Below are 20,799 nucleotides of genomic sequence, written 5' to 3'. Positions count from 1 at the left end.
CGGGTCCTCGTTCAGGACCCCGCGCGCTCCCCGCCCAGCGCGGCGCGGCCGGCCTCCAGCCGGGCGACGGGCACCCGGAACGGCGAGCAGGAGACGTAGTCCAGGCCGACCTCGTGGAAGAAGTGCACCGAATCCGGGTCGCCGCCGTGCTCGCCGCAGATGCCCAGCTTGAGGTCGGGCCGGGCCGCCCGGCCGCCCTCCGCGCCGATCCGCACGAGGCGGCCGACGCCCTCGCGGTCCAGCGACTCGAACGGCGAGATGCCGAAGATGCCCTTGTCCAGGTACTGGTGGAAGAACGCCGCCTCGACGTCGTCGCGGGAGAAGCCCCACGTCATCTGCGTGAGGTCGTTGGTGCCGAAGGAGAAGAACTCGGCCGATCCGGCGATCTCGCCCGCCGTGAGCGCCGCCCGGGGCACCTCGATCATCGTGCCGATCAGCGGCGTGACCTCGATGCCGCACGCCTCGCACACCTCGGCGAGCACCCGCTGGGCCTCCTCGCGGATCGCCTCCAGCTCCTGCACCGCGCCGACCAGCGGGATCATGATCTCCGGCCGCGGGTCGCCACCGGCCTGCTTGCGCTCGCAGGCCGCCTCGGCGATCGCGCGCACCTGCATCGCGAACAGGCCGGGGACGACGAGCCCCAGCCGCACCCCGCGCAGCCCGAGCATCGGGTTGGACTCGTGCATTCCGCGGACGGCGGCGAGCAGGCGCAGGTTGCCCTCGTCGGGCTCCCCGCGCTCCTCGGCCAGGGCCACCCGCACGGAGAGCTCGGTGAGGTCGGGCAGGAACTCGTGGAGCGGCGGGTCCAGCAACCGGACGGTGACCGGCAGCCCGTCCATCGCCTCGAAGATCTCCAGGAAATCCTGCTTCTGCAGCGGCTCCAGCGCGTCCAGCGCCGCCTGCCGCTCCTCCTCGCCGTCGGCCAGGATCAGCTTCTCCACCAGCTGCCGCCGGTCCCCCAGGAACATGTGCTCGGTGCGGCAGAGCCCGATGCCCCGGGCGCCGAACCGGCGGGCGCGGGCGGAGTCCTCCGGGGTGTCGGCGTTGGTGCGCACGTCCAGCCGCCGCACCGCGTCGGCGTGGCTCAGGATCCGGTGCACGCTCCTCACCAGGTCGTCGGCGTCCTCGGACCCGGGGTCGATCTCGCCCTCGAAGTAGCGCACCACCGCCGAGGGCTCCACCGGCACCTCACCCAGCCACACCTTGCCGGTGGAGCCGTCGATGGAGACGACGTCGCCCTCCTCCACGACCGTGCCGTCGGGGGCGGTGAACCTCTTCGCCTTGGTGTCGACCTGCAGTTCCTCGGCGCCGCACACGCAGGTCTTGCCCATGCCCCGGGCGACGACGGCGGCGTGCGAGGTCTTGCCACCGCGGCTGGTCAGCACGCCCTCGGCGGCGATCATCCCGGAGAGGTCGTCGGGGTTGGTCTCGCGGCGGACGAGCACGACCTTCTCGCCGCGCCCCGCCCACTGCACCGCCGTCTCCGAGGAGAAGACCGCCCGGCCGACGGCCGCGCCCGGCGAGGCGTTCATGCCCTGGGTCAGCTGCTGGGCATCGCCGCCGGAGACGAACCGCGGGAACATCAGCTGGGCCAGCTGGTCGCCGGTGACCCGGCGGACCGCCTCGTCCATGTCGATGAGGCCCTCGTCGACCAGCTGGGTGGCGATGCGGAACGCCGCGCCCGCGGTGCGCTTGCCGACGCGGGTCTGCAGCATCCAGAGCTTGTTGCGCTCGATCGTGAACTCGATGTCGCACAGGTCGCGGTAGTGCGACTCCAGTCGCGACATCGTCGCCATCAGCTCGTCGTAGGCCGCCCGGTCGATCTCGGCTAGGTCGGCCAGGGGCACGGTGTTCCGGATGCCGGCGACGACGTCCTCACCCTGCGCGTTCTGCAGGTAGTCGCCGTACACGCCCTGCGCACCGCTGCCCGGGTCGCGGGTGAAGGCCACCCCGGTGCCGGAGTCCATGCCGAGGTTGCCGAAGACCATCGAGCAGACGTTGACGGCGGTGCCGGCGTCGCCCGGGATGCGCTCGCGACGGCGGTAGATGATCGCGCGGTCGGAGTTCCACGAGTCGAAGACGGCGTTGATCGCCATGTCCATCTGCTCGCGCGGGTCCTGCGGGAAGTCGCGGCCGGTGTGCTCGCGGACGATCGCCTTGAAGCGGTCGACGACGTCGCGCAGGTGCCCGGCGTCGAGGTCGAGGTCCAGGTCGGTGCCCTGCTCGGCCTTCACCGCGTCGAGGGCGTCGTCGAAGAGCTCGCCGTCGATGTCGAGCACGGTCTTGCCGAACATCTGGATCAGCCGGCGGTAGGAGTCCCACGCGAAGCGCTCGCTGCCCGACTGCGCCGCGAGGCCCTGGACGGAGTCGTCGTTGAGGCCGACGTTGAGGACGGTCTCCATCATCCCGGGCATGCTCGCCGCCGCCCCCGAGCGGACCGACACCAGCAGCGGGTCGGCCGGGTCGCCGAGTGTCTTGCCCATCGCCTTCTCCAGCGCCGTCAGGTGCTCGCTGACCTGGGCGTCGAGCTCGGGCGGGGTGCCGCCGTGCTCGAGGTAGTAGCGGCAGGCGTCGGTGGTGATGGTGAAGCCCGGCGGCACCGGCAGGCCCAGGTTGGTCATCTCGGCGAGGTTGGCGCCCTTGCCGCCGAGCAGGTCCTTCTGGTCCTTGCTGCCCTCGCTGAAGTCGTAGACCCACTTCACGTCTGCCACCCCGCGCACCTCCGCGTCCGCCCGCTGATCCACATGGGAACAATGCCGTGCGGGGCGGACGTCCTAAACGTCTACCCCCGCGGCGTCCGTCGATCGTGGCGTACCGGAGCGGGCGGCGCGAGCCCCCGTCGGGGTGTCGCGGGATGCGGTTCCGCGGCTCAGCCGATCCCGCAGATGCGCGGGCCGTCCTCGTTGACCACCGCGAGCTGCGCCGATCCGCCGTCGCCCCAGCGGACGGTCACCTGCTGGACCCGGGCGCCCTCGACCGGGTCGTCCCGGACCCCGGCGACCTCGGCCGAGCCGGGCCGGAGGTACTCGGTCTCCATGCCGGTCGCGTCCAGCCGCGCCTGTTCCTCCTCGCACAGCAGCGCGTACGCCGTCTCGGTGTCCCCGGCGGCCAGCGCCGCGTAGAAGACCTGGGTGACCTCGGCCGACTGGTCGGCCGGGGACCCGCGGACCACGTACAGGCCGGCGACCATGCCGCCGGCCAGGAGGACGACGCCGAGGATGCCGGCGATCAGCCAGCCCTGCCGCCGGCGGGGCGTGCCCGTGTGCAGCGGCGCCGGGTCGTCGTCGTAGAGGAAGGGGCCCTGCGTCATCCGCCGCTCGTCTCCAGTTCGGCGCCCACGGGGGGACGCGGGTCGTCGCGGTCGTCGAGCCAGCCCGCGGGCAGGGCGACGGGGCGCGGGGTGCTGGTGCGCCCGCGCGGCGCACCGAGGACGGCGGTCGGGTAGGGCTGGTCGGGGATGCCGGCGAGCAGCCCGGCCAGCTCGTCGAGGCCGCTCACCATCGCCAGCGCCCGCCGGGTGTCCGACCCGACCGAGAAGCCCTTGAGGTACCAGGCCACGTGCTTGCGGAAGTCGGTGCAGCCGTGCAGCTCGCCCTGCTCGGCCGAGAGCAGTTCCGCGTGCCGGCGCATGATCGCCGCCACCTCGCGGAAGGTCGGCAGCTCCCGTCGGGGCTCCCCCGCGAAGGCCGCGGCGAGATCGCCGAACAGCCACGGCCGGCCCAGGCACCCGCGGCCGATGACGACGCCGGCGCAGCCGGTCTCGGCGACCATGCGCAGCGCGTCGTCGGCCTCCCAGATGTCGCCGTTGCCGAGCACCGGGATGTCGACGGCCTCCACGAGCCGGGCGATGGGCGCCCAGTCGGCGGTGCCGCTGTAGAGCTGGTCGGCGGTGCGGCCGTGCAGGGTGATCGCCGCGGCGCCCTCGTCCTGGGCGATCCGGCCGGCGTCGAGGTACGTGACGTGGTCGGCGTCGATGCCGATGCGGGTCTTGACCGTGACCGGGACGTCCTTCGCGGCGCGCACGGCCTCGCGCAGGATGTTCTGCAGCAGGACGCGGCGCCAGGGCAGGGCCGAGCCGCCGCCCTTGCGGGTCACCTTGGGCACCGGGCAGCCGAAGTTCAGGTCGATGTGCGCCGGGCGGGTGCCGGCGACGCCCTCGTCGACGAGCATCTCGACCGCGCGCCCGACGGTGGCCGGGTCCACGCCGTAGAGCTGGACGGAGAAGGCGTCCTTCTCGTCGGCTGTCGCGCGGATCATCCGGAGCGTCTTCTCGTTGCGCTCGACGAACGCCCGCGTGGTGATCATCTCGCAGACGTAGAGGCCGGCACCGAACTCGCGGCACAGCGTCCGGAACGCCGGGTTGGTGATGCCGGCCATGGGTGCGAGCACGACGGCGGGGTCGACGGAGAGCGCCCCGAGCCGCAGCGGCGGCAGGACCGTCGTCGTCGGCTCCAGCGTGGCGGTCATGCCACCCAGAGTAGGTGGCGACCGCCGTTCCCCCCGCTGCCCGGGCGGGTGATCTCCCTCCTCGTGGGCGGCGCCGCAGCGTCCCTGGGTTGACCCGCGCGAGGCGGGGTTGAGCCGCGATCCCTGGCGGCTCGACCTCACCTCACCCGGGTGGAGCCGCATCAGCCGAGGGCGGGACCGCGTCTCCACACCCCGCCGGCTGTGCACAGACTTCCTCGTGCCGCCCACAGGCCCGGTCTGCGGGCCCACCATCGGGGCGTGCTCCGGACCGCCGCCGCTCCCCTCTCCGCCACCGAAACCGGCCGACGCCGGCTCGGGATCCTGCCCACCTCCGAGCTCACCGCGGCCGGGGTCACCCGCGCCGAGATCGCCGGCGCCGTCCGCAGCGGCACCTGGACCCGGCTCCGTCCCGGCATCCTGATCTCCACCGCCGACCTCGCCGAGGTGGAACGGACCGGACGGCGGCCCGGCCTGGACGCGCTGGCCGTGACCACGCACTTGGCGCGTCCCTCGGCCGTCCTCAGCGGGGCGACGGCCGCGTGGATCTGGGGCCTACCGCGGCCCCGGAGCGCCACCCCGGTGGTCGAGCTGACCGACCCGCATCGGTGGCGACGCGGCCAGGGCTGGCTGATGACACGGGCAGCACTCCCGGAGGACGAGGTCGCCGTGCGCGGCGCCTACCCGGTGACGACGGTGGCCCGGACGCTGGTCGACGTCGCCCGCGCCTGGTTCGAGGTGCACGCCGTCGCCGCCACGGATGCGGCCTTGCTGCGCGGGCTGACCACCCGGGCGGAGCTCCAGCGCGTCCTGGACCGGCAGTCCTGCGTCCCTGGCATCCCCCGCGCGGTCCGCGCGGTCCGGTTGGCCGACGGCCGCGCCGAGTCGTGGCTGGAGACGTTCGGCCGACTGACGTTCGCCGCGCTCGGCCTGCCGCCGTTCGTCCCGCAGGTCGAGCTCTGGGTCGGCGGACGGCTGGTGAAGGTCGTCGACGGCTGGTACCCCGAGGCTGCACTCGCGGTCGAGTTCGACGGCCGGGTCAAGTATGAACGGCCGGCGTTCGGGCGGAGCCCTGCCGAGGAGCTGTGGCGGGAGAAGCGGGACGAGGACCTGCTGCGGTCCCTCGGCGTCGGGTTCGTGCGCGTCGCCGCCGCCGACCTCTCCAGCGGACGGCGGGCGCTCGAGCAGCAGGTCCGGCGTCAGCTCGACCGCCCGACCCCGGCGGTGCCGGAGTTCGTGACTGTTCCCCGGCCCGCGGGTCGGGCGCGGACCGAGGCACCGCTCGACGACGGCTGGCTGGCCCGGGTCGACGACCTGGTCGGCGCCGACTCCCCACCGGCTTGACCCGTGTGCGGCAGGGTGGGGCCGCGGGCGCACGCGGCCCCACCCCGTCCCGCCCGGGTCGAGCCGGACGGGACGGGCCGGGTCAGGCCGTCAGCAGCCGGGGAGCCGCGCCGCCAGGTAGGACTCGACCTGGTCCAGCGCCACGCGCTCCTGGCTCATCGAGTCGCGCTCGCGGATGGTCACCGCCTGGTCCTCGAGGGTGTCGAAGTCGACGGTGAGGCAGAACGGCGTCCCGACCTCGTCCTGGCGCCGGTACCGGCGGCCGATGGCACCGGCGTCGTCGAAGTCGACGTTCCAGTTCCTGCGCAGCGCGGCCGCGAGGTCACGGGCCTTCGGCGAGAGGTCGGCGTTGCGCGACAGCGGCAGGACGGCGGCCTTCACCGGGGCCAGCCGCGGGTCGAGCCTGAGCACCGTGCGGGTGTCGACGCCGCCCTTGGCGTTGGGCGCCTCGTCCTCGGTGTAGGCCTCGATGAGGAAGGCCATCAGCGAGCGGGTCAGCCCGGCCGCCGGCTCGATCACGTACGGCGTCCAGCGGGTGTTGCTCGCCTGGTCGAAGTAGGACAGGTCGGTGCCCGAGTGCTGGGTGTGCGTCGAGAGGTCGAAGTCGGTGCGGTTGGCGATGCCCTCGAGCTCGCCCCACTCCGAGCCCTGGAAGCCGAACCGGTACTCGATGTCGACGGTGCGCTTCGAGTAGTGGGAGAGCTTCTCCTTGGCGTGCTCGTAGTGCCGCAGGTTCTCCGGGGCGATGCCCAGGTCGGTGTACCAGCGGGTGCGCTCGTCGATCCAGTACTGGTGCCACTCCTCGTCGGTGCCGGGCTCGACGAAGAACTCCATCTCCATCTGCTCGAACTCGCGGGTGCGGAAGATGAAGTTGCCGGGGGTGATCTCGTTGCGGAACGACTTGCCGATCTGGCCGATGCCGAACGGCGGCTTCTTCCGCGCGGCACCCATCACGTTGGCGAAGTTGACGAAGATGCCCTGCGCGGTCTCCGGGCGCAGGTAGTGCAGCCCCGACTCGTCCTCGACCGGGCCGAGGTAGGTCTTGAGCATCATGTTGAAGTCGCGCGGCTCGGTCCAGGCGCCCTTCGTGCCGCAGTTCGGACACGCGATGTCGGCCAGGCCGTTCTCCGGCGCCCGGCCCTTCCGCGCCTCGAACTCCTCCTCGAGGTGGTCCGCGCGGAACCGCTTGTGGCAGCTCTGGCACTCGGTGAGCGGGTCGGTGAAGACGCCGACGTGGCCCGAGGCGACCCAGGTCTGGCGGGGCAGGATCACCGAGGAGTCCAGGCCGACGATGTCGTCCCGGCTCTGGACGACGGTGCGCCACCACTGGCGCTTGATGTTCTCCTTGAGCTCCACGCCCAGCGGGCCGTAGTCCCAGGCGGAGCGCGTACCGCCGTAGATCTCCCCGGACGGGAACACGAAGCCCCGTCGCTTGCAGAGGTTGACGACCTTGTCGAGGCGGGCGGCGTCGTGCTTGGCGGTGCTCACGGGGAGGGGGCTCCATCCGGCTGGCGGTCGGCGGTTGACCCGCCCACGGTAGTTGGCCGGGAGAGTGCCCCCGTCAGTCGGTGGCCGAGGCCGCCCGCTCGGACGCCTCCGTGCAGAACAGCAGCGCCAGCGAGGCCCGGATCTCGGCCTGGCGCACGAGGAAGGCCCGCTCGTCGAGCCGCTTGCGCCGCAGCCACCCCGTCACCTCGTCGTTGCACTTGCTGGCGTTGCAGGAGCCGCAGGCCGGGACGACGTTGCCGAACGTGTAGCGCCCGCCCCGCGAGATCGGGAGCACGCAGTCGCGCTGCAGCGGCCGGCCGGTGGCCCCGCAGTAGGCGCAGCCACCCCACGCGTGCTCCAGCGCGGCCCACTGCGCGTCGCTCAGGTCGTGCTCGACGGCGTCCATGCGGCGCTTGCGCCGGCGGGCGTACCGGGCGGTGCGGGTGCGGCTGACCACGACCCGACCGTAGGCGCTGCCCCTCACTCGGTCAGGTAGGCGCCCGGCTCGTCGAGGGCGTGCACCCAGACCGGCGCGCCGGCGATCTTCACCTCGGCCGCCGAGAGCCCCCGCCGGTAGGCGCCGACGCCGTCCCAGCGGGTCACGAGCGCCCACAGGGTCGGGTCGTCGGCGGCCCGGCCGAGCTCGCCGCCCCGGAACCCCGGCCGGGCGGCCAGCGCCGCCAGCAAGCCGGTCACCGCCTCTTCGCAGGCGTCCGCCTCGTCGGCGCTCACCCGCAGCCGCGTTACCGCGAACACCCGTGCTCCCCCCGTCCGGTCTCCGCGCAGCATGATCCCTCGCCGCCCCGCGCGGGCGGCACCCCGCCGGTCAGTAGAAGTCGCAGACCGTGCCGTCGGCGTCGACGTAGACATAGAGCAGGAAATGATCGCCGTCGTCGAGGTCCAGGGTGAAGGAGGCGCGGTCGGTCGCCGACTCGGCCTGGTGCTCGACCCCGTCGAAGGTGCCGCCGGTGAACCCGTGCCCGCTGAGGGTGTCGGAGAAGAAGTAGTCGCCCAGCACCAGCGCCGGGTCACCGCCGTCCGCCACACCGGCCGCAGCCTCCTGCACGTCCTCGCAGGAGAGGTCGTAGGCGGTCTGGAAGTCGCCCTCCGCCATCGCCTGCACCCAGGCGAGGGCGACGTCCCCGGACCCGGGGTAGAGCCCGCCGTCCGCGACGACGGGCGCGGAGAGCCGCGCTCCCCCGGGCAGCGGACCGGTACCGCCGAGGGAGCCCACGGACGACGGGGCCGACGCCTCCTGCCCCGCACCGGTCAGCTCCGCGCTGCGCCGCTCGGCGTCGCCGCCCAGCAGGACGACCAGCAGCGTGCCCAGACCGGCGACCAGCAGCAACGCGGCGCCGATCAGCCAGGGCAGCAGCGTCCGCTTCCTCGGACGACCGGCCGGCGGGTGCCCCGGGCCGCCGGACGCGGTCGAGCCGTGCGGACGCGGCCCGTGCCGTCCGGCCGGGTCGGGGGGCCCGGCCGGGTGCCCCCGAGAAGGTGGCTGCGTCATGGCACCCACCCTCCTGCTCGGGACCTCGGCCGGGTCCGTCCAGCTGCGCGGACACCGTACGTCCGCGTGGGGTCAGGCGGAACCGAACCGGCGCTGCCGGGAGGCGAACTCCTCGCACGCCGCCCACAGGTGCCGCCGGTCGAAGTCGGGCCAGAGCGTGTCGAGGAAGACGAACTCGGCGTACGCCGACTGCCACAGCAGGAAGTTGCTCGTCCGGTTCTCACCCGAGCTGCGCACGAAGAGGTCGACGTCCTCCATGTCGGGCTCGTCGAGGAACCGGGCGACCGTGGACTCGTCGACCTTGTCCGGGCTCAGCCGCCCGGCGGCGACCTCGCGGGCGATCGCGGCCGCGGCGTCGGCGATCTCCGCGCGCCCGCCGTAGTTCACGCACATGGTGAGAGTGAGGACGTCGTTGTCCCGGGTCAGCTCCTCGGCGATCTCGAGCTCCTTGATGACGCTGCGCCACAGCCGTGGCCGCCGCCCGGCCCAGCGCACGCGCACCCCCAGCTCGTGCATCTCGTCGCGGCGGCGGCGGATCACGTCGCGGTTGAAGCCCATGAGGAAGCGCACCTCGTCGGGGCTGCGCCGCCAGTTCTCGGTGGAGAACGCGTACGCGCTGATCGCCTTGACGCCCAGCTCGATCGCGCCCTCCACGCAGTCGAACAGCGAGGACTCCCCCGCCTCGTGCCCGGCGGTGCGGGGCAGGCCTCGCTGCTCGGCCCACCGCCCGTTGCCGTCCATGACCAGGGCGATGTGCCGGGGCACCTTGTCCTCCGGCAGCTGCGGGGGGCGGACGCCGGACGGGTGCGGATTCGGCGGCTTCACCTCACGCTTCATGCAGCAGGCTCATCTCCCGGCGGGGTGCCGACTCGGTCCGGTCCACCAGCGGCAGCGAGCGCAGCCCGCGCTCCAGGTGCCACTGCAGCAGCGCGGCGACCAGCCCGCTGCCCTCGCGCCGGTTGATGCCCTGGCTGGCGTCGGCGCGGCCCCAGTCGCCGGTCAGCAGCGCGTCGAGCAGCTCGATGGTGACCGGGCTCGGCATGGCCGACCCGGTGGGGCGGCAGGACGGGCAGACGGTGCCGCCGGCGGGCACCGAGAAGTGCCGGTGCGGGCCGGCCTCGCCGCAGCGGGCGCAGTCGGCCAGCGCCGGCTCCCAGCCGGCGACCGACATCGCCCGCAGCAGGAAGGCGTCGAGCACCAGCGGCGCCGGGTGGGACTGCTCCCCCAGCGCCCGCAGCGCCCCGATCACGAGGAGGAACAGCCGGAGCGAGGGCTCCTTCTCCTCCGCGGTGAGCCGGTCGGCGGTCTCCAGGACGGCGGTGCCGGCGGTGTAGGCCGGGTAGTCGGCCACGATCTCCTGACCGTAGGACCGGATGGACTCCGCCTGGCTCACGATGTCGAGGCTGCGCCCGGTGTAGAGCTGCAGGTCGACGTGGGTGAACGGCTCCAGGCGCGCGCCGAACTTGCTCTTGGTGCGGCGCACGCCCTTGGCCACCGCGCGCACCTTGCCGTGCCGGCGGGTGAGCACCGTGATGATGCGATCGGCCTCGCCGAGCTTCTGGGTGCGCAGGACGATGCCCTCGTCCCGGTACAGCGCCTTGGGGGTGTGCGCCATCAGTAGCCGAGCCGGTTGAGCTTCTTCGGGTCGTCCTGCCACTCCCCCAGGACGGTGACGTGCAGCTCCAGGTGCACGCGCGCCCCCAGCAGCGCCTCCATGCCCTGGCGGGCCTCGGTGCCGATCGCCTTGATGATCGACCCACCCCTGCCGAGCAGCATCGGCTTCTGGCTGGGCCGCTCGCAGTGCAGCAGCGCGTGCACCTCGACCAGCTCGCGCCCGGGCTGCTTGGGGTCGGGACGGCGGTTCAGCTCCTCGACGGTGACCGCGAGCGAGTGCGGCACCTCCTGGAACACCTTCTCCAGCGCCGCCTCGCGCACCAGCTCGGCGAGCTGCCGCTCGGTGTCCTCGTCGGTGGTCTGCGCGTGCGGGTACAGCGGCGGCCCCTCCGGCAGCAGGCCGACCAGGAGGTCCTCCAGGAGCTCCACCTGGTCGCCCTTCACCGCGCTGACCGGCACCACCTCGGCGGCCTCGACCAGCTGGCTGGCCGCGATCAGCTGCTCGGCCACGTGCTTCTTCGCCGCGGCGTCGGTCTTGGTGACCACGACCACCACGGGCGCCTCGACCTCCTGCAGCTGGCGGGCGATGTAGCGGTCGCCGGTGCCGACGGGCTGGTCGGCCGGGACGCAGAAGACGACCACGTCGACGTCGGCCAGCGTGTCGCGGACGACGTCGTTGAGCCGGCGGCCCAGCAGGCTCTTGGGCTTGTGCAGCCCCGGGGTGTCGACCAGCACGACCTGGCCGCCGGGCCGGTGGACGACGCCGCGGATGGCGTGCCGGGTCGTCTGCGGCCGGTTGCTCACGATGCCGACCTTCTCGCCGACCATCGCGTTGGTCAGCGTGGTCTTGCCGGCGTTGGGGCGACCGACCAGGGCCACGAAGCCACTGCGGTACGGCTGGTCAGGGTCGGTCACGGCCGCCAGTCTCCCACCGGGAGCCGACAACGCCGCGCCCGGCGTGCGGGGCGCCGCGCCGGCGGTCAGGACCAGGGGCGGCCCGCCCGCTCGCGCCGTCCGGCGTCGAGGCGGCCGAGCTCCCGGGCACCGGCCAGCACGTCCTCCAGCAGCCACCGCCCGGCCTCCGGCCAGGACGCGGGCCGCGCGTCGCGGCGCCGGCGGGCGGGCCCCGCCAGGGTCCGCAGCGCCACGACGACGAGGAGCAGGAAGAGCAACGTGGTCACCCCTCCACGATCCCCCGGTGCCCAGCCCCGGAGAAGTGGCAGCGATGACGTCGTCCGCAACGATCCTGCCAGCCGCCACGGTCCCCGGCCCTCGGCGTCGGGTGGGGCTGGGAAGATCGGCCCCGTGGCAGGACGACAGCGGAACAGGGCCCGGCCACCCCGGGCGGCGGCCGAGCGCGCGCGGCGGCTGCATGCCGAGCAGGTGCGTGGGCACCGCTTCGTCGCCGGCTGGGGCCCGAAGCGGTCGGCGACCGTCGTCCCCGCTCCGCTGCGCTACTGGCAGTACCGGCCCGGGGGCCCGTACGCGGCCGGCGCCGCCGTGCTCGTCGTCGTCCTGTGGCTGGGGCTGTTCGGCTGGCTCGCCGGGTCGGACGCCGTGCGCGACGAGCTGCCGCTGGCCCTCGTCGCCGGGATCGCGGTGTACGTGCTGAACGCCCGCCGGGTCACCGTCTCCGACCACGGGCTCTCGTTCGACGTGGCCGGGAGCCGCACCGATCCGGCGGCCGTCATCCCCTCGACGCTGGTGCAGGCGGTGCACGTCGGCCGCGCCCCGGCGGACTGGCCGCGTCCGGAGAGGCGCGGCGGGTGGCTGCCGGGCCGCAGCCGGGTCGCCGTCCGGTACCTCGACGACGACGGCGAGCGGGCCCTGGGTCTCTGGGTGCGCGACCCGGCCGCGTTCGCCGACTCCCTCGGCTTGCCGCTGACCCGTTAGGCCGAGGCGCGCAGGGCTCCGTCGGGCCCGGCCAGGTGCACCGGGGCGCCGGCGGTGAGGTCGCGGACGGCGGCCAGGCCGGCGGGCTCCACGGCCTCGGCCGCGGAGACGACGACGGCGGCCTCCAGCCCCTCGACCCCGCTGGAGACGGCGGCGGCGACGGCGGCCTGGAGGGCGGTGAGGGTGAGCGAGGGCAGCGCCACGCTCGCGGCCACGTAGGTGCGGCCGTCCGTGTCGCGCACCGCGGCGCCCTCGGTGGCGCCGGTGCGGGCGCGCGCCGAGCGGGCCAGCGTCACGAGCTTCGCGTCCTCGGGGTGCAGATCAGCCACTTTCTCAGCCTTCCACCACGCCGGCCGGCTGCTCCGCGCGGGTGGCCCCCGACGCGTGCGGCTCCTCGGTGGGCTCCTCGCCGTCCTCCGACGGCTCGGGCAGCCGGCAGACCAGCAGCGTGTCGATGCGGTTGCGCCGCCCGCCGGTGCTCTCGGCCACCAGGCGCAGCCCGCCGACCTCGGCCGCGGCCCCCTCGATCGGCACCCGCCCGAGCTCCCGGGCGAGCAGGCCCCCGACGGTCTCGACGTCGTCGTCCTCGGGCAGCTCCACGCCCGGGAACAGGTGGGCGAGGTCCTGCACCGGCAGCCGGGCGGTGATCCGCGCCGAGCCGTCCTCGAGGTGCTCGATCTCCGGCCGCTGGAAGGCGTCGTGCTCGTCGGCGATCTCGCCCACGATCTCCTCGAGGATGTCCTCGATGGTCACCAGGCCGGCGAAGCCGCCGTACTCGTCGACCACGATCGCGATGTGGATGCGGGCGGCCTGCATGTCGCGCAGCAGCTCGTCGACGGGCTTGGACTCCGGCACGAACGTCGGCGGGCGCATCAGCTCCTCGACCTTGGGCCCGTTGCGGTCCTGCGTGTTCTGCGAGCGGCGGACCAGGTCCTTGAGGTAGACGACACCGACGACGTCGTCCACGTTCTCGCCGATGACCGGGATGCGGCTGAAGCCGCTGCGCAGCGCGAGGGCCAGGGCCTGGCGCACGGTCTTGGTGCGCTCTATCCAGACGACGTCGGTGCGCGGGACCATGACCTCGCGGGCGATCGTGTCGCCCAGCTCGAACACCGAGTGGATCATGTTGCGCTCGCCGGACTCCACGACCCCGCGCTCCTCGGCCATGTCGACCAGCTCGCGCAGCTCCACCTCCGAGGAGAAGGGGCCGTCGCGGAAGCCGCGCCCGGGGGTGATCGCGTTGCCGACCAGGATGAGCAGGCTGGCGACGGGCCCGAGGACCCGGCCCAGCAGCCGGACGATCCCCGCCGTGGCCAGCGCCGTGCCGTACGCGTGCTGGCGGCCCAGGGTGCGGGGGCCCACGCCGACCAGCACGTAGCTGACCACGGTCATCACGCCCGCCGCCGCCAGCACCGCCTGCAGCGTGCTGTCCCACAGGTCGAAGAAGAGCAGCGCCACGATGACCGCGGCGACCATCTCGCAGAGGATCCGCAGCAGCAGGAGCAGCGAGACGTGCCGCGCCCGGTCGGCGACGACCTGCTCCAGGCCCGCGGCCCGCTTCACGCCGTCGCGGCGGAGCTCCTCCACGCGCGCCTTCGAGACCCGCTGGAGGGCCGCCTCCATCGCGCCGAACAGACCGGCGAGAGGGATGAGGCAGATGGCGACCACCAGGCTGGTGATCGCGCCGGCAGTCATCGGGAACCGGTCTCCTTGGCCACCGGCGCACCGGTCACCGGCTCGCGCGGAGCGGCCCGCCAGGCGTCGATGAGCTTGCCCTGGAGGCCGAACATCTCCTTCTCCTCCTCGGGCTCCATGTGGTCGTAGCCCAGCAGGTGGAGCACGCCGTGGGTGGCCAGCAGAACCAGCTCGTCGTCCATCGAGTGACCGGCGGCGCGGGCCTGCCGGACGGCGACGGAGGGGCACAGCACGATGTCGCCGAGCAGGGCGGGGCCGGGCTCGGGGTCGTCGGGCCGGCCGCTGTCGAACTCGTCCATGGGGAAGGCCAGCACGTCGGTGGGGCCCTTCTCGCCCATCCACCGCTCGTGCAGGCTGCTCATGTAGTCGGGGTCGACGCACAGCACGGAGAGCTCGGCCATCGGGTTGATCTTCATCTCGCCCAGCACGAACCGGCAGACGCCGGCCAGCTCGGCCTCGTCCACGGCGATCTCGGACTCGTTGGACACCTCGACGGGCACGTCGGTCAGCTCCCCTGCCGGCGCGGTCGGGACGTGCGGGCCGGCGCCGCGCCGGCGGCCGATCGGCTCGTGGGCGCCTGCCGGGTGGCGTCCCAGCGCTCGTAGGCGTCGACGATGTCGCCGACGAGCCGGTGGCGGACGACGTCGGTGCTGGTCAGGTTGGCGAAGTGGACGTCCTCGATGCCGTCGAGGATCTCGCGGACGATCTTCAGCCCGCTCTGGGCGCCGCCGGGCAGGTCGACCTGCGTGACGTCACCGGTGACGACGATCTTGGATCCGAAGCCGAGCCGGGTGAGGAACATCTTCATCTGCTCGGCCGTGGTGTTCTGCGCCTCGTCGAGGATGACGAACGCGTCGTTCAGGGTCCTTCCCCTCATGTACGCCAGCGGCGCGACCTCGATGGTGCCCGACTGCATCAGCCGCGGGATCGACTCCGGGTCGACCATGTCGTGCAGCGCGTCGTACAGCGGCCGCAGGTAGGGGTCGATCTTCTCGCTCAGCGTCCCGGGCAGGTAGCCCAGCCGCTCGCCGGCCTCGACGGCCGGGCGGGTGAGGATGATCCGGTTGACCTGCTTGGTCGTCAGCGCCTGGACCGCCTTGGCCATCGCCAGGTAGGTCTTGCCGGTGCCGGCCGGGCCGATCCCGAAGACGACGGTGTGCTCGTCGATGGCGTCGACGTAGCGCTTCTGGTTCAGCGTCTTCGGCCGGATGGTGCGGCCGCGCCGGCTGATGATGTCCAGGCTCAGCACGTCCGCCGGGCGCTCGTCGCCCCCGGCCTTGAGCATGCCGATGACGCGGCGCACCGAGTCCGGCCGCAGCACCTGGCCGGTGCCGATCAGCGCGATCAGCTCGTCGAAGACGCGGACGGCGAAGGCGTTGTCGGCCGGCTGCCCGGTGACGGCGATCTCGTTGCCGCGCACGTGGACGTCGGCGTCGAGGCCGGCCTCCACGAGCCGGAGGAGCTCGTCGCCCGAGCCGAGGAGGGCGACCATCGGGACGCCGTCGGGAACGGTGATGGTGGTCCGCACCGGAGGAACGGACGGGGCGGGCGGACCGGCGAGCGCGCCGTCCGCCGCGGCGGCCTGTGCCGAGGCCTCACGCGACGTGGGCGCTCCTGGCACGGGGACGTTCGGGGAGGTGTCGGGCAAGAACCCTCGACCCTGCCTTCCTGCGACGGTGAGGTGCGGGGATCCGCACCGGTGACCCGATCGACTCTACCCGCGCGCGGACCTCCGGAACCTGGCTCGCCCGAAGGGGTCAGCGACCGGTGTACGTCGCCTTGCCCGGCCCCTCCGTCAGGAAGGAGGCGACGGCGCCGCGGAGGTCCTCGGTGGCGAACAGCGGCCCGGAGATCTCCGGCACCAGCGCGTCGGCCGCGCGGGCCCCCTCGCGCACCGCCACGGTCGCCAGCCGCTTGGTGGCGGCGTGCGCCACCGTGGGACCGGCCGCGACCCGGCGCGCGTACTCGCGGGCCGCCTCGGCGAAGCCCTCGTCGGGGAGCACCCGGTTCACCACGTTCCACCGCTCCAGGACGGCGGCCGGGTAGCGCTCGCCGGTGTAGATCAGCTCCTTGGCCCGGGCCGGCCCGGCCCGCTCGGCCAGCCGCTGGGGCCCGCCCATCGAGGGCGTGAGGCCGACCACGATCTCCACCAGGCCGAACGAGGCCTTCTCCGCGGCGAGCAGGATGTCGCAGGAGAGCGCCAGCTCGAAGGCGGCGGTGAGGCAGAGCCCGTGCGCGGCGAAGACGGTGGGGACGGGCAGGTCCTCGAAGGCGTTCGCGACGCGAAGCAACCGCGCCCACAGCTCCCCGCCCCGGCCGGCCGGGTCGGGACCCTCGGCGATGTCGCGGAAGTACGTGACGTCGACCCCGCCGGAGACGACCTTGCCGCGCGCCTCGACCAGCACGGCGCGGGCCCGGTCGGCCCGTGCCGGGTCGGTGAGCTCGACCAGCTCGCCGGCCACCGCCTCCATCGCGTCGAACGTCGCGGCGTCGAAGAGGTTCAGCGGCGGGTTCTCCAGCACGACGACGGCGACGTCGCCGTCGCGCTCGATGCGGAGGGGCGCGGTGCTCTCGGTCATGGGCCCACCTTCTCAGGCGGTCCGGGCTCCCGGGACGGGGGCCGTGCCGGTCAGCCCGGCGGCCAGCCGAGGTCGCGGCCGCCCAGCACGTGGAGGTGGACGTGGTGGACCGTCTGCCCGGCCGCCGGCCCGGTGTTCGCCACCAGCCGGTACCCGGGCTCGGCGCCGTCGCCGGTCACCAGCCGCTCCTGCCGAGCCACCGCGTGCGCGGCGGCCACGACCTCGCCCATCAGCGCGGGGTCGGCCTCGGCGAGAGCGCCCGCGGTCGGGTGGTGCTCGGTGGGGATGACCAGGACGTGCGTCGCGGCCTGCGGGTTGATGTCGCGGAAGGCGAGCACCCGCTCGGTCCGGTGGACGACGTCGGCGGGTATCTCACCGGACACCATGCGGCAGAACAGGCAGTCGGTCACGCCCCGCACCCTAGGAGGACCCCCGTGCCCCCCACCACTCGCTGCGCTCGCGGCGGGCCCCCTGCACGGGGGCCGTTCCAGCACGTCACCGCCCCCCACCACTCGCTGCGCTCGCGGCGGGACCCTGCACGGGGGCCGTTCCAGCACATCACGCCCGCAGCGAGCCCGCTGTCAGGTGCCGCTCTCGACCCCCAGGTAGGCCTGCACGATGCGCTCGTCGGCGAGCAGCTCGGCTGCCGGGCCGGAGTGCACCACCTCGCCGCTCTGCAGCACGTACCCGTGGTCGGCGGCGCGCAGGGCCCGGCGGGCGTTCTGCTCCACCAGCACGACCGTGGTGCCCGACGCGCGGATCTCCTCGATGACGCGGAAGACCTCGTCGACGATCTTGGGCGCCAGCCCCATCGACGGCTCGTCCATGAGCATCACCGTGGGTCCGGCGACCAGGGCGCGAGCGATGGCCAGCATCTGCTGCTCCCCGCCGGAGAGCGCCCCCGCCGGCAACGCCCGCCGCTCGGCGAGCACGGGGAACCGGTCGTACATCTCGTCGACGCGGCGCGCGCCGCCGGTGCCCGCGTGCCACGTGCCCATCTGGAGGTTCTCCTCGATGGTCAGGGTGGCGAGGATCTGCCGCCCCTCGGGCACCTGCACCAGCCCACGGCCCACCAGCTTGTGTGCGGGGGTGCGGGTGATGTCCTGGCCCTCGAAGGTGATCCGGCCGCCGGCCGGCCGCAGCATGCCGGAGACGGCGTTGATGACCGAGGACTTGCCCGCGCCGTTCGCCCCGACCAGCGTGACGAGCGATCCCTGCTCGGCCCGGAAGGAGACGTCGCGCACCGCCTCCACCCGGCCGTAGGTCACCCGCAGGCCCTCCACGGTGAGGATCGGGTCGCTCATGTCGCATCCCTCGTGCTGTCGGGCGTGTCCAGGGTGCCGGCGGCGCCGGGCCGCACGTTGGCGACGGCGTCCGGTGGCGCGTCGCCGGCGCCGGCTGCGGTGGCGCCGGAGCGGGCCGTCCCGGCGACGGGGCCCTCGTCGCCGTCGTCGTCGGCCGACCCCAGGTAGGCCTCGATGACCGCCGGGTCGGCGGCGACCTCGTCCGGCGCACCGCTGGCGATGACCTCGCCGAAGTTGAGGACGACGACGCGGGTGCAGGTCTGCAGCACCATGCCGACGTTGTGCTCGATGAAGAGGATGGTGAGCCCGTCGCGCGCCAGCGACCGGATCAGCTCCGACAGCCGGGCCGCCTCGACGTGGTTCATCCCCGCGGCCGGCTCGTCCAGGATGAGCAGGGAGGGGTCCGAGGCCAGCGCGCGGGCGATCTCGAGCCGGCGCTGGTCACCGTAGGACAGCGCGTCCGCCCGGCTGCCGGCCAGCTCGCTCAGCCCGACGCGCTCCAGGCAGCGGGCCGCCTGCCGCAGCGCCGCACGCTCGTCGCGCCGCGCCGACGGCAGCCAGAGCAGCCGCCGCAGGAAGGTGGGCCGGCTGACCAGGTGGGCACCGACCAGCACGTTCTCCAGCGCCGAGAGCCGGTTGAACAGCTTCGAGTGCTGGAACGTGCGGCTCACCCCGGCCGCTGCGATGCGGTGCACCGGCGTGCTGCCGATCGCCGTCCCGAGCACCGTCGCGCTCCCGGAACTGGGCGGGACCAGCCCGCTGATCATGTTCACCAGGGTGGTCTTGCCGGCGCCGTTGGGGCCGATCAGGCCGACGACCTCGCCGGCCCGGATCTCCAGGTCCACGCCGCGGACGGCGTGCACGCCGCCGTACTCCTTGCCCAAGCCCGCGAGCGTCACCACCGGCTCCCCGGCCGCCGGGTGCCGACGACCGGCGAGGCCCGTGGTGCTGTCGTCGTCGGCACCGGAGGGCATGCGGGTCCGCCGCGGGATGAGGCTCGCGAGCCCGCCGGGCAGGAAGAGGATGACGACCAGCAGGAGCAGGCTGGCGAGGAACGGCCGGATCCAGCCGGCCTCCACCCCGACCGCCCGCTGGATCTCCGGGACGAGCGTCTGGAACCCGCTGCCGAGCAGCGGCCCCAGGAACATCGTCGAGCCGCCCAGGACGGCGGTGACCAGCCCCTCGACGGCCGCGACGAAGTCGAAGTCGTTGGGGGCGATGAGCCGGACGTAGTAGGCGTACAGGACGCCGTACAGCCCGGCGACGGCGCCCGCGGTGACGAACGCGGCCAGCCGGTGGCGGCCCACGTCGATGCCCATCGAGCGGGCGGCCAGCTCGTCCTCGCGGATGGCCTCCAGCGCACGGCCGTACCGAGATCGGCCCATCCGCCAGAACCAGTAGGCCACCAGCGCCAGCGCCGTCCAGGCCATGCCGACGGTGAGGACCCGGGGCACCCCGAGCCCCTGGGCGCCGCCGGTCCACTCCTGGTTGAGCAGCACCACGCGGACCGCCTCGGCGAAGCCGAGGGTCGCGATGGCCAGGAAGACCCCGCGCAGGTGCATGGTCGGCAGGCCGAGGACGACGGCGCCGAGCGCCCCGACCGACATGCCGATCGCCACGGCGATCAGCAGCGCGGGGACGTCGCCGACGTCGGTTCCGCTGGGTGCCAGGTACGCCCCGGAGAACGCTGCCAGGGAGGCGAAGCCGGCCTGGCCGAGGCTGAGCTGCCCGGCGATCAGGACGGCGTAGAAGGAGTAGGCGAAGATCGCGCCCAGCGCGATGAAGGTGAGCGTGGCGGCGTACTGGACCAGCATCAGACCTCCCGGACCTTCCGCGCGCCGAGCAGCCCCTGCGGGCGCAGCAGCAGGATCACGAACAGCAGGCCGAAGGCGATCACGTTCACCCAGGACGAGCCGATGTGCTGGACGGCGAACACCTCGGCCAGCCCCAGCAGCAGCCCGCCGATGAGCGCACCGGGCAGCGAGCCCATGCCGCCGACGATGATGACCGCCAGGCCCTTGAGCTCGATCGCCGCACCCATGCCCAGCTGGGCGGTGTTCACGTTGATGGCGAACAGCACGCCGGCGACCGCGCCGAGCGCCGAGGAGATCGCGAAGGTGACCGCGGTGACCCGGTCGACGTTCACGCCCAGCACCCGCGCCGCGGTCGGGTTCTCCGCGACCGCGCGCATGCCCCGGCCCAGCCGCGTCCGGGTGACCATGTAGGTCAGGCCCACCATCAGGGCGAGCGAGACCGCGAGGATGACCACCTGCACCAGGGTCACCTGGGCGCCGAACACCTCGTACCGGGTGTCGGGGAAGGAGCCCGGCGGGAAGCGGCGGGTGTCGGGGCCGTAGCGCCACTGCAGCAGCGCGATCAGCATGCCGGCGAGCGCGATCGAGGAGATCAGCCCGGCGAAGTGGGCGTCGGCCCGGTTCTTGAGCGGCCGGAACGCGACCCGCTCGATGACCAGGCCGAGGACGGCGCCGAACACGAAGACGATCGGCAGCGCCGTCCAGAGGGAGAGGCCCCCCCGCTCCACCAGCTCGATGCCGACGAAGGCCGAGGCGGCGAAGACCGCGGGGTGCGCGAGGTTCAGCCGGTCGAGGATGCCGAAGACCAGCGTGAAGCCGATGGCGAACAACGCGTAGATCGAGCCGATGAAGATGCCGTTGAGGAGCTGCTGCACAGCGTTGCCTGTTCTCGTCGTGGGTGCCCGGGCACGGTAGCCGACGCACGGCCGGGGGGGGGGGGGGGGGGGGCGGGGGCGCCGGGGGGGGGGGGGGGGGGGGCGCCATCGCCGCCGGAGGGGCGGACTTCCAGGCGATCGTCAGCGCCGTCCTGGAGATGGAGGGCGAGGAGGCGACCCGGGCGTGGCTCGCCGGTCTCGAGGACAACGCCGAGATCT

22 protein-coding genes are annotated in these 20,799 nt (G+C 73.7%); 2 read left to right on the top strand and 20 right to left on the bottom strand.

Annotation, left to right across the window (positions count from 1 at the left end; genetic code table 11):
- Window positions 1–11 precede the first annotated feature (11 nt).
- The 3 genes from ppdK to dusB form a co-directional block, all read right to left on the bottom strand.
- Window positions 12–2,711 (bottom strand): pyruvate, phosphate dikinase, encoded by a 2,700-nt coding sequence (ppdK, locus tag ACI79P_RS20435; protein WP_456582897.1) that lies wholly within the window; start codon window positions 2,709–2,711, stop codon window positions 12–14.
- 158 nt (window positions 2,712–2,869) lie between these two features.
- The gene (locus tag ACI79P_RS20430; protein ID WP_456582896.1) at window positions 2,870–3,310 is read right to left on the bottom strand and encodes an Rv0361 family membrane protein; all 441 of its coding nucleotides are present in this window, start codon (window positions 3,308–3,310) and stop codon (window positions 2,870–2,872) included.
- Window positions 3,307–4,467: a tRNA dihydrouridine synthase DusB gene (gene dusB, locus ACI79P_RS20425; RefSeq protein ID WP_456582895.1), complete on the bottom strand. Its 1,161-nt coding sequence runs from the start codon at window positions 4,465–4,467 to the stop codon at window positions 3,307–3,309. Before dusB ends, ACI79P_RS20430 begins: the two co-directional genes overlap by 4 nt.
- A 258-nt stretch (window positions 4,468–4,725) precedes the next feature.
- Between dusB and ACI79P_RS20420 the strand changes: the two genes are divergently transcribed.
- Window positions 4,726–5,808, top strand: a complete 1,083-nt coding sequence (locus tag ACI79P_RS20420) for a type IV toxin-antitoxin system AbiEi family antitoxin domain-containing protein (RefSeq protein WP_456582894.1) — start codon at window positions 4,726–4,728, stop codon at window positions 5,806–5,808.
- A 90-nt stretch (window positions 5,809–5,898) separates the two neighbouring features.
- On the opposite strand, the gene ACI79P_RS20415 is transcribed toward ACI79P_RS20420, so the two are convergent.
- The 8 genes from ACI79P_RS20415 to ACI79P_RS20380 all read right to left on the bottom strand — a co-directional run bounded on the left by ACI79P_RS20415 (window position 5,899) and on the right by ACI79P_RS20380 (window position 11,601).
- On the bottom strand, window positions 5,899–7,296 hold the full coding sequence (locus ACI79P_RS20415; RefSeq protein ID WP_456582893.1) for a glycine--tRNA ligase: 1,398 nt from the start codon (window positions 7,294–7,296) through the stop codon (window positions 5,899–5,901).
- A gap of 73 nt (window positions 7,297–7,369) precedes the next feature.
- Window positions 7,370–7,753: an HNH endonuclease gene (locus ACI79P_RS20410; protein WP_456582892.1), complete on the bottom strand. Its 384-nt coding sequence runs from the start codon at window positions 7,751–7,753 to the stop codon at window positions 7,370–7,372.
- Between the two features lie 23 nt (window positions 7,754–7,776).
- Entirely contained in the window at window positions 7,777–8,052 is a 276-nt protein-coding gene (locus tag ACI79P_RS20405; protein WP_456582891.1) for an antibiotic biosynthesis monooxygenase family protein, read from the bottom strand.
- A gap of 70 nt (window positions 8,053–8,122) precedes the next feature.
- Window positions 8,123–8,806, bottom strand: coding sequence for a hypothetical protein (locus tag ACI79P_RS20400; RefSeq protein ID WP_456582890.1), 684 nt, complete (start codon window positions 8,804–8,806; stop codon window positions 8,123–8,125).
- A 72-nt stretch (window positions 8,807–8,878) separates the two neighbouring features.
- Window positions 8,879–9,643, bottom strand: a complete 765-nt coding sequence (locus ACI79P_RS20395) for an isoprenyl transferase (RefSeq protein WP_456582889.1) — start codon at window positions 9,641–9,643, stop codon at window positions 8,879–8,881.
- Window positions 9,633–10,421: a DNA repair protein RecO gene (recO, locus tag ACI79P_RS20390; RefSeq protein ID WP_456582888.1), complete on the bottom strand. Its 789-nt coding sequence runs from the start codon at window positions 10,419–10,421 to the stop codon at window positions 9,633–9,635. The genes ACI79P_RS20395 and recO overlap by 11 nt, the downstream gene beginning before the upstream one ends.
- Window positions 10,421–11,335: a GTPase Era gene (era, locus tag ACI79P_RS20385; protein WP_456582887.1), complete on the bottom strand. Its 915-nt coding sequence runs from the start codon at window positions 11,333–11,335 to the stop codon at window positions 10,421–10,423. The genes recO and era overlap by 1 nt, the downstream gene beginning before the upstream one ends.
- A gap of 65 nt (window positions 11,336–11,400) precedes the next feature.
- A complete protein-coding gene (locus ACI79P_RS20380) occupies window positions 11,401–11,601 on the bottom strand; it encodes a hypothetical protein (RefSeq protein WP_456582886.1) in 201 nt (66 codons plus the stop codon).
- Between the two features lie 124 nt (window positions 11,602–11,725).
- Here ACI79P_RS20380 and ACI79P_RS20375 point away from each other — a divergent pair, with 124 nt between their 5' ends.
- Window positions 11,726–12,313: a hypothetical protein gene (locus tag ACI79P_RS20375; protein ID WP_456582885.1), complete on the top strand. Its 588-nt coding sequence runs from the start codon at window positions 11,726–11,728 to the stop codon at window positions 12,311–12,313.
- Here the strand turns inward: ACI79P_RS20375 and ACI79P_RS20370 are convergent.
- The 9 genes from ACI79P_RS20370 to ACI79P_RS20330 all read right to left on the bottom strand — a co-directional run bounded on the left by ACI79P_RS20370 (window position 12,310) and on the right by ACI79P_RS20330 (window position 20,580).
- The gene (locus tag ACI79P_RS20370; RefSeq protein ID WP_236826234.1) at window positions 12,310–12,642 is read right to left on the bottom strand and encodes a cytidine deaminase; all 333 of its coding nucleotides are present in this window, start codon (window positions 12,640–12,642) and stop codon (window positions 12,310–12,312) included. The two genes, ACI79P_RS20375 and ACI79P_RS20370, sit on opposite strands and share 4 nt — an antisense overlap.
- 4 nt (window positions 12,643–12,646) lie before the next feature.
- On the bottom strand, window positions 12,647–14,008 hold the full coding sequence (locus ACI79P_RS20365; protein ID WP_456582884.1) for a hemolysin family protein: 1,362 nt from the start codon (window positions 14,006–14,008) through the stop codon (window positions 12,647–12,649).
- Window positions 14,005–14,508 carry an rRNA maturation RNase YbeY gene (gene ybeY / locus ACI79P_RS20360; protein WP_456582883.1) on the bottom strand — a complete coding sequence of 168 codons (504 nt, stop codon included), beginning with the start codon at window positions 14,506–14,508 and terminating at the stop codon, window positions 14,005–14,007. Before ybeY ends, ACI79P_RS20365 begins: the two co-directional genes overlap by 4 nt.
- Before the next feature lie 5 nt (window positions 14,509–14,513).
- The gene (locus ACI79P_RS20355) at window positions 14,514–15,536 is read right to left on the bottom strand and encodes a PhoH family protein (protein WP_456582882.1); all 1,023 of its coding nucleotides are present in this window, start codon (window positions 15,534–15,536) and stop codon (window positions 14,514–14,516) included.
- Between the two features lie 229 nt (window positions 15,537–15,765).
- Window positions 15,766–16,587, bottom strand: a complete 822-nt coding sequence (locus tag ACI79P_RS20350) for an enoyl-CoA hydratase/isomerase family protein (protein WP_456582881.1) — start codon at window positions 16,585–16,587, stop codon at window positions 15,766–15,768.
- A 50-nt stretch (window positions 16,588–16,637) separates the two neighbouring features.
- The gene (locus ACI79P_RS20345; RefSeq protein WP_456582880.1) at window positions 16,638–16,997 is read right to left on the bottom strand and encodes a histidine triad nucleotide-binding protein; all 360 of its coding nucleotides are present in this window, start codon (window positions 16,995–16,997) and stop codon (window positions 16,638–16,640) included.
- Window positions 16,998–17,168: 171 nt separating this feature from the next.
- A complete protein-coding gene (locus ACI79P_RS20340) occupies window positions 17,169–17,891 on the bottom strand; it encodes an ABC transporter ATP-binding protein (protein ID WP_456582879.1) in 723 nt (240 codons plus the stop codon).
- Window positions 17,888–19,705, bottom strand: a complete 1,818-nt coding sequence (locus ACI79P_RS20335; protein ID WP_456582878.1) for a branched-chain amino acid ABC transporter ATP-binding protein/permease — start codon at window positions 19,703–19,705, stop codon at window positions 17,888–17,890. The genes ACI79P_RS20340 and ACI79P_RS20335 overlap by 4 nt, the downstream gene beginning before the upstream one ends.
- Window positions 19,705–20,580, bottom strand: a complete 876-nt coding sequence (locus ACI79P_RS20330) for a branched-chain amino acid ABC transporter permease (RefSeq protein WP_456582877.1) — start codon at window positions 20,578–20,580, stop codon at window positions 19,705–19,707. The genes ACI79P_RS20335 and ACI79P_RS20330 overlap by 1 nt, the downstream gene beginning before the upstream one ends.
- Window positions 20,581–20,799: the final 219 nt, after the last annotated feature.

It is taken from the genome of Blastococcus sp. SYSU DS0510, assembly GCF_054050835.1.
Note: the sequence above shows the minus strand (reverse complement) of the source record. Positions and strands in the feature narration are given on the sequence as shown.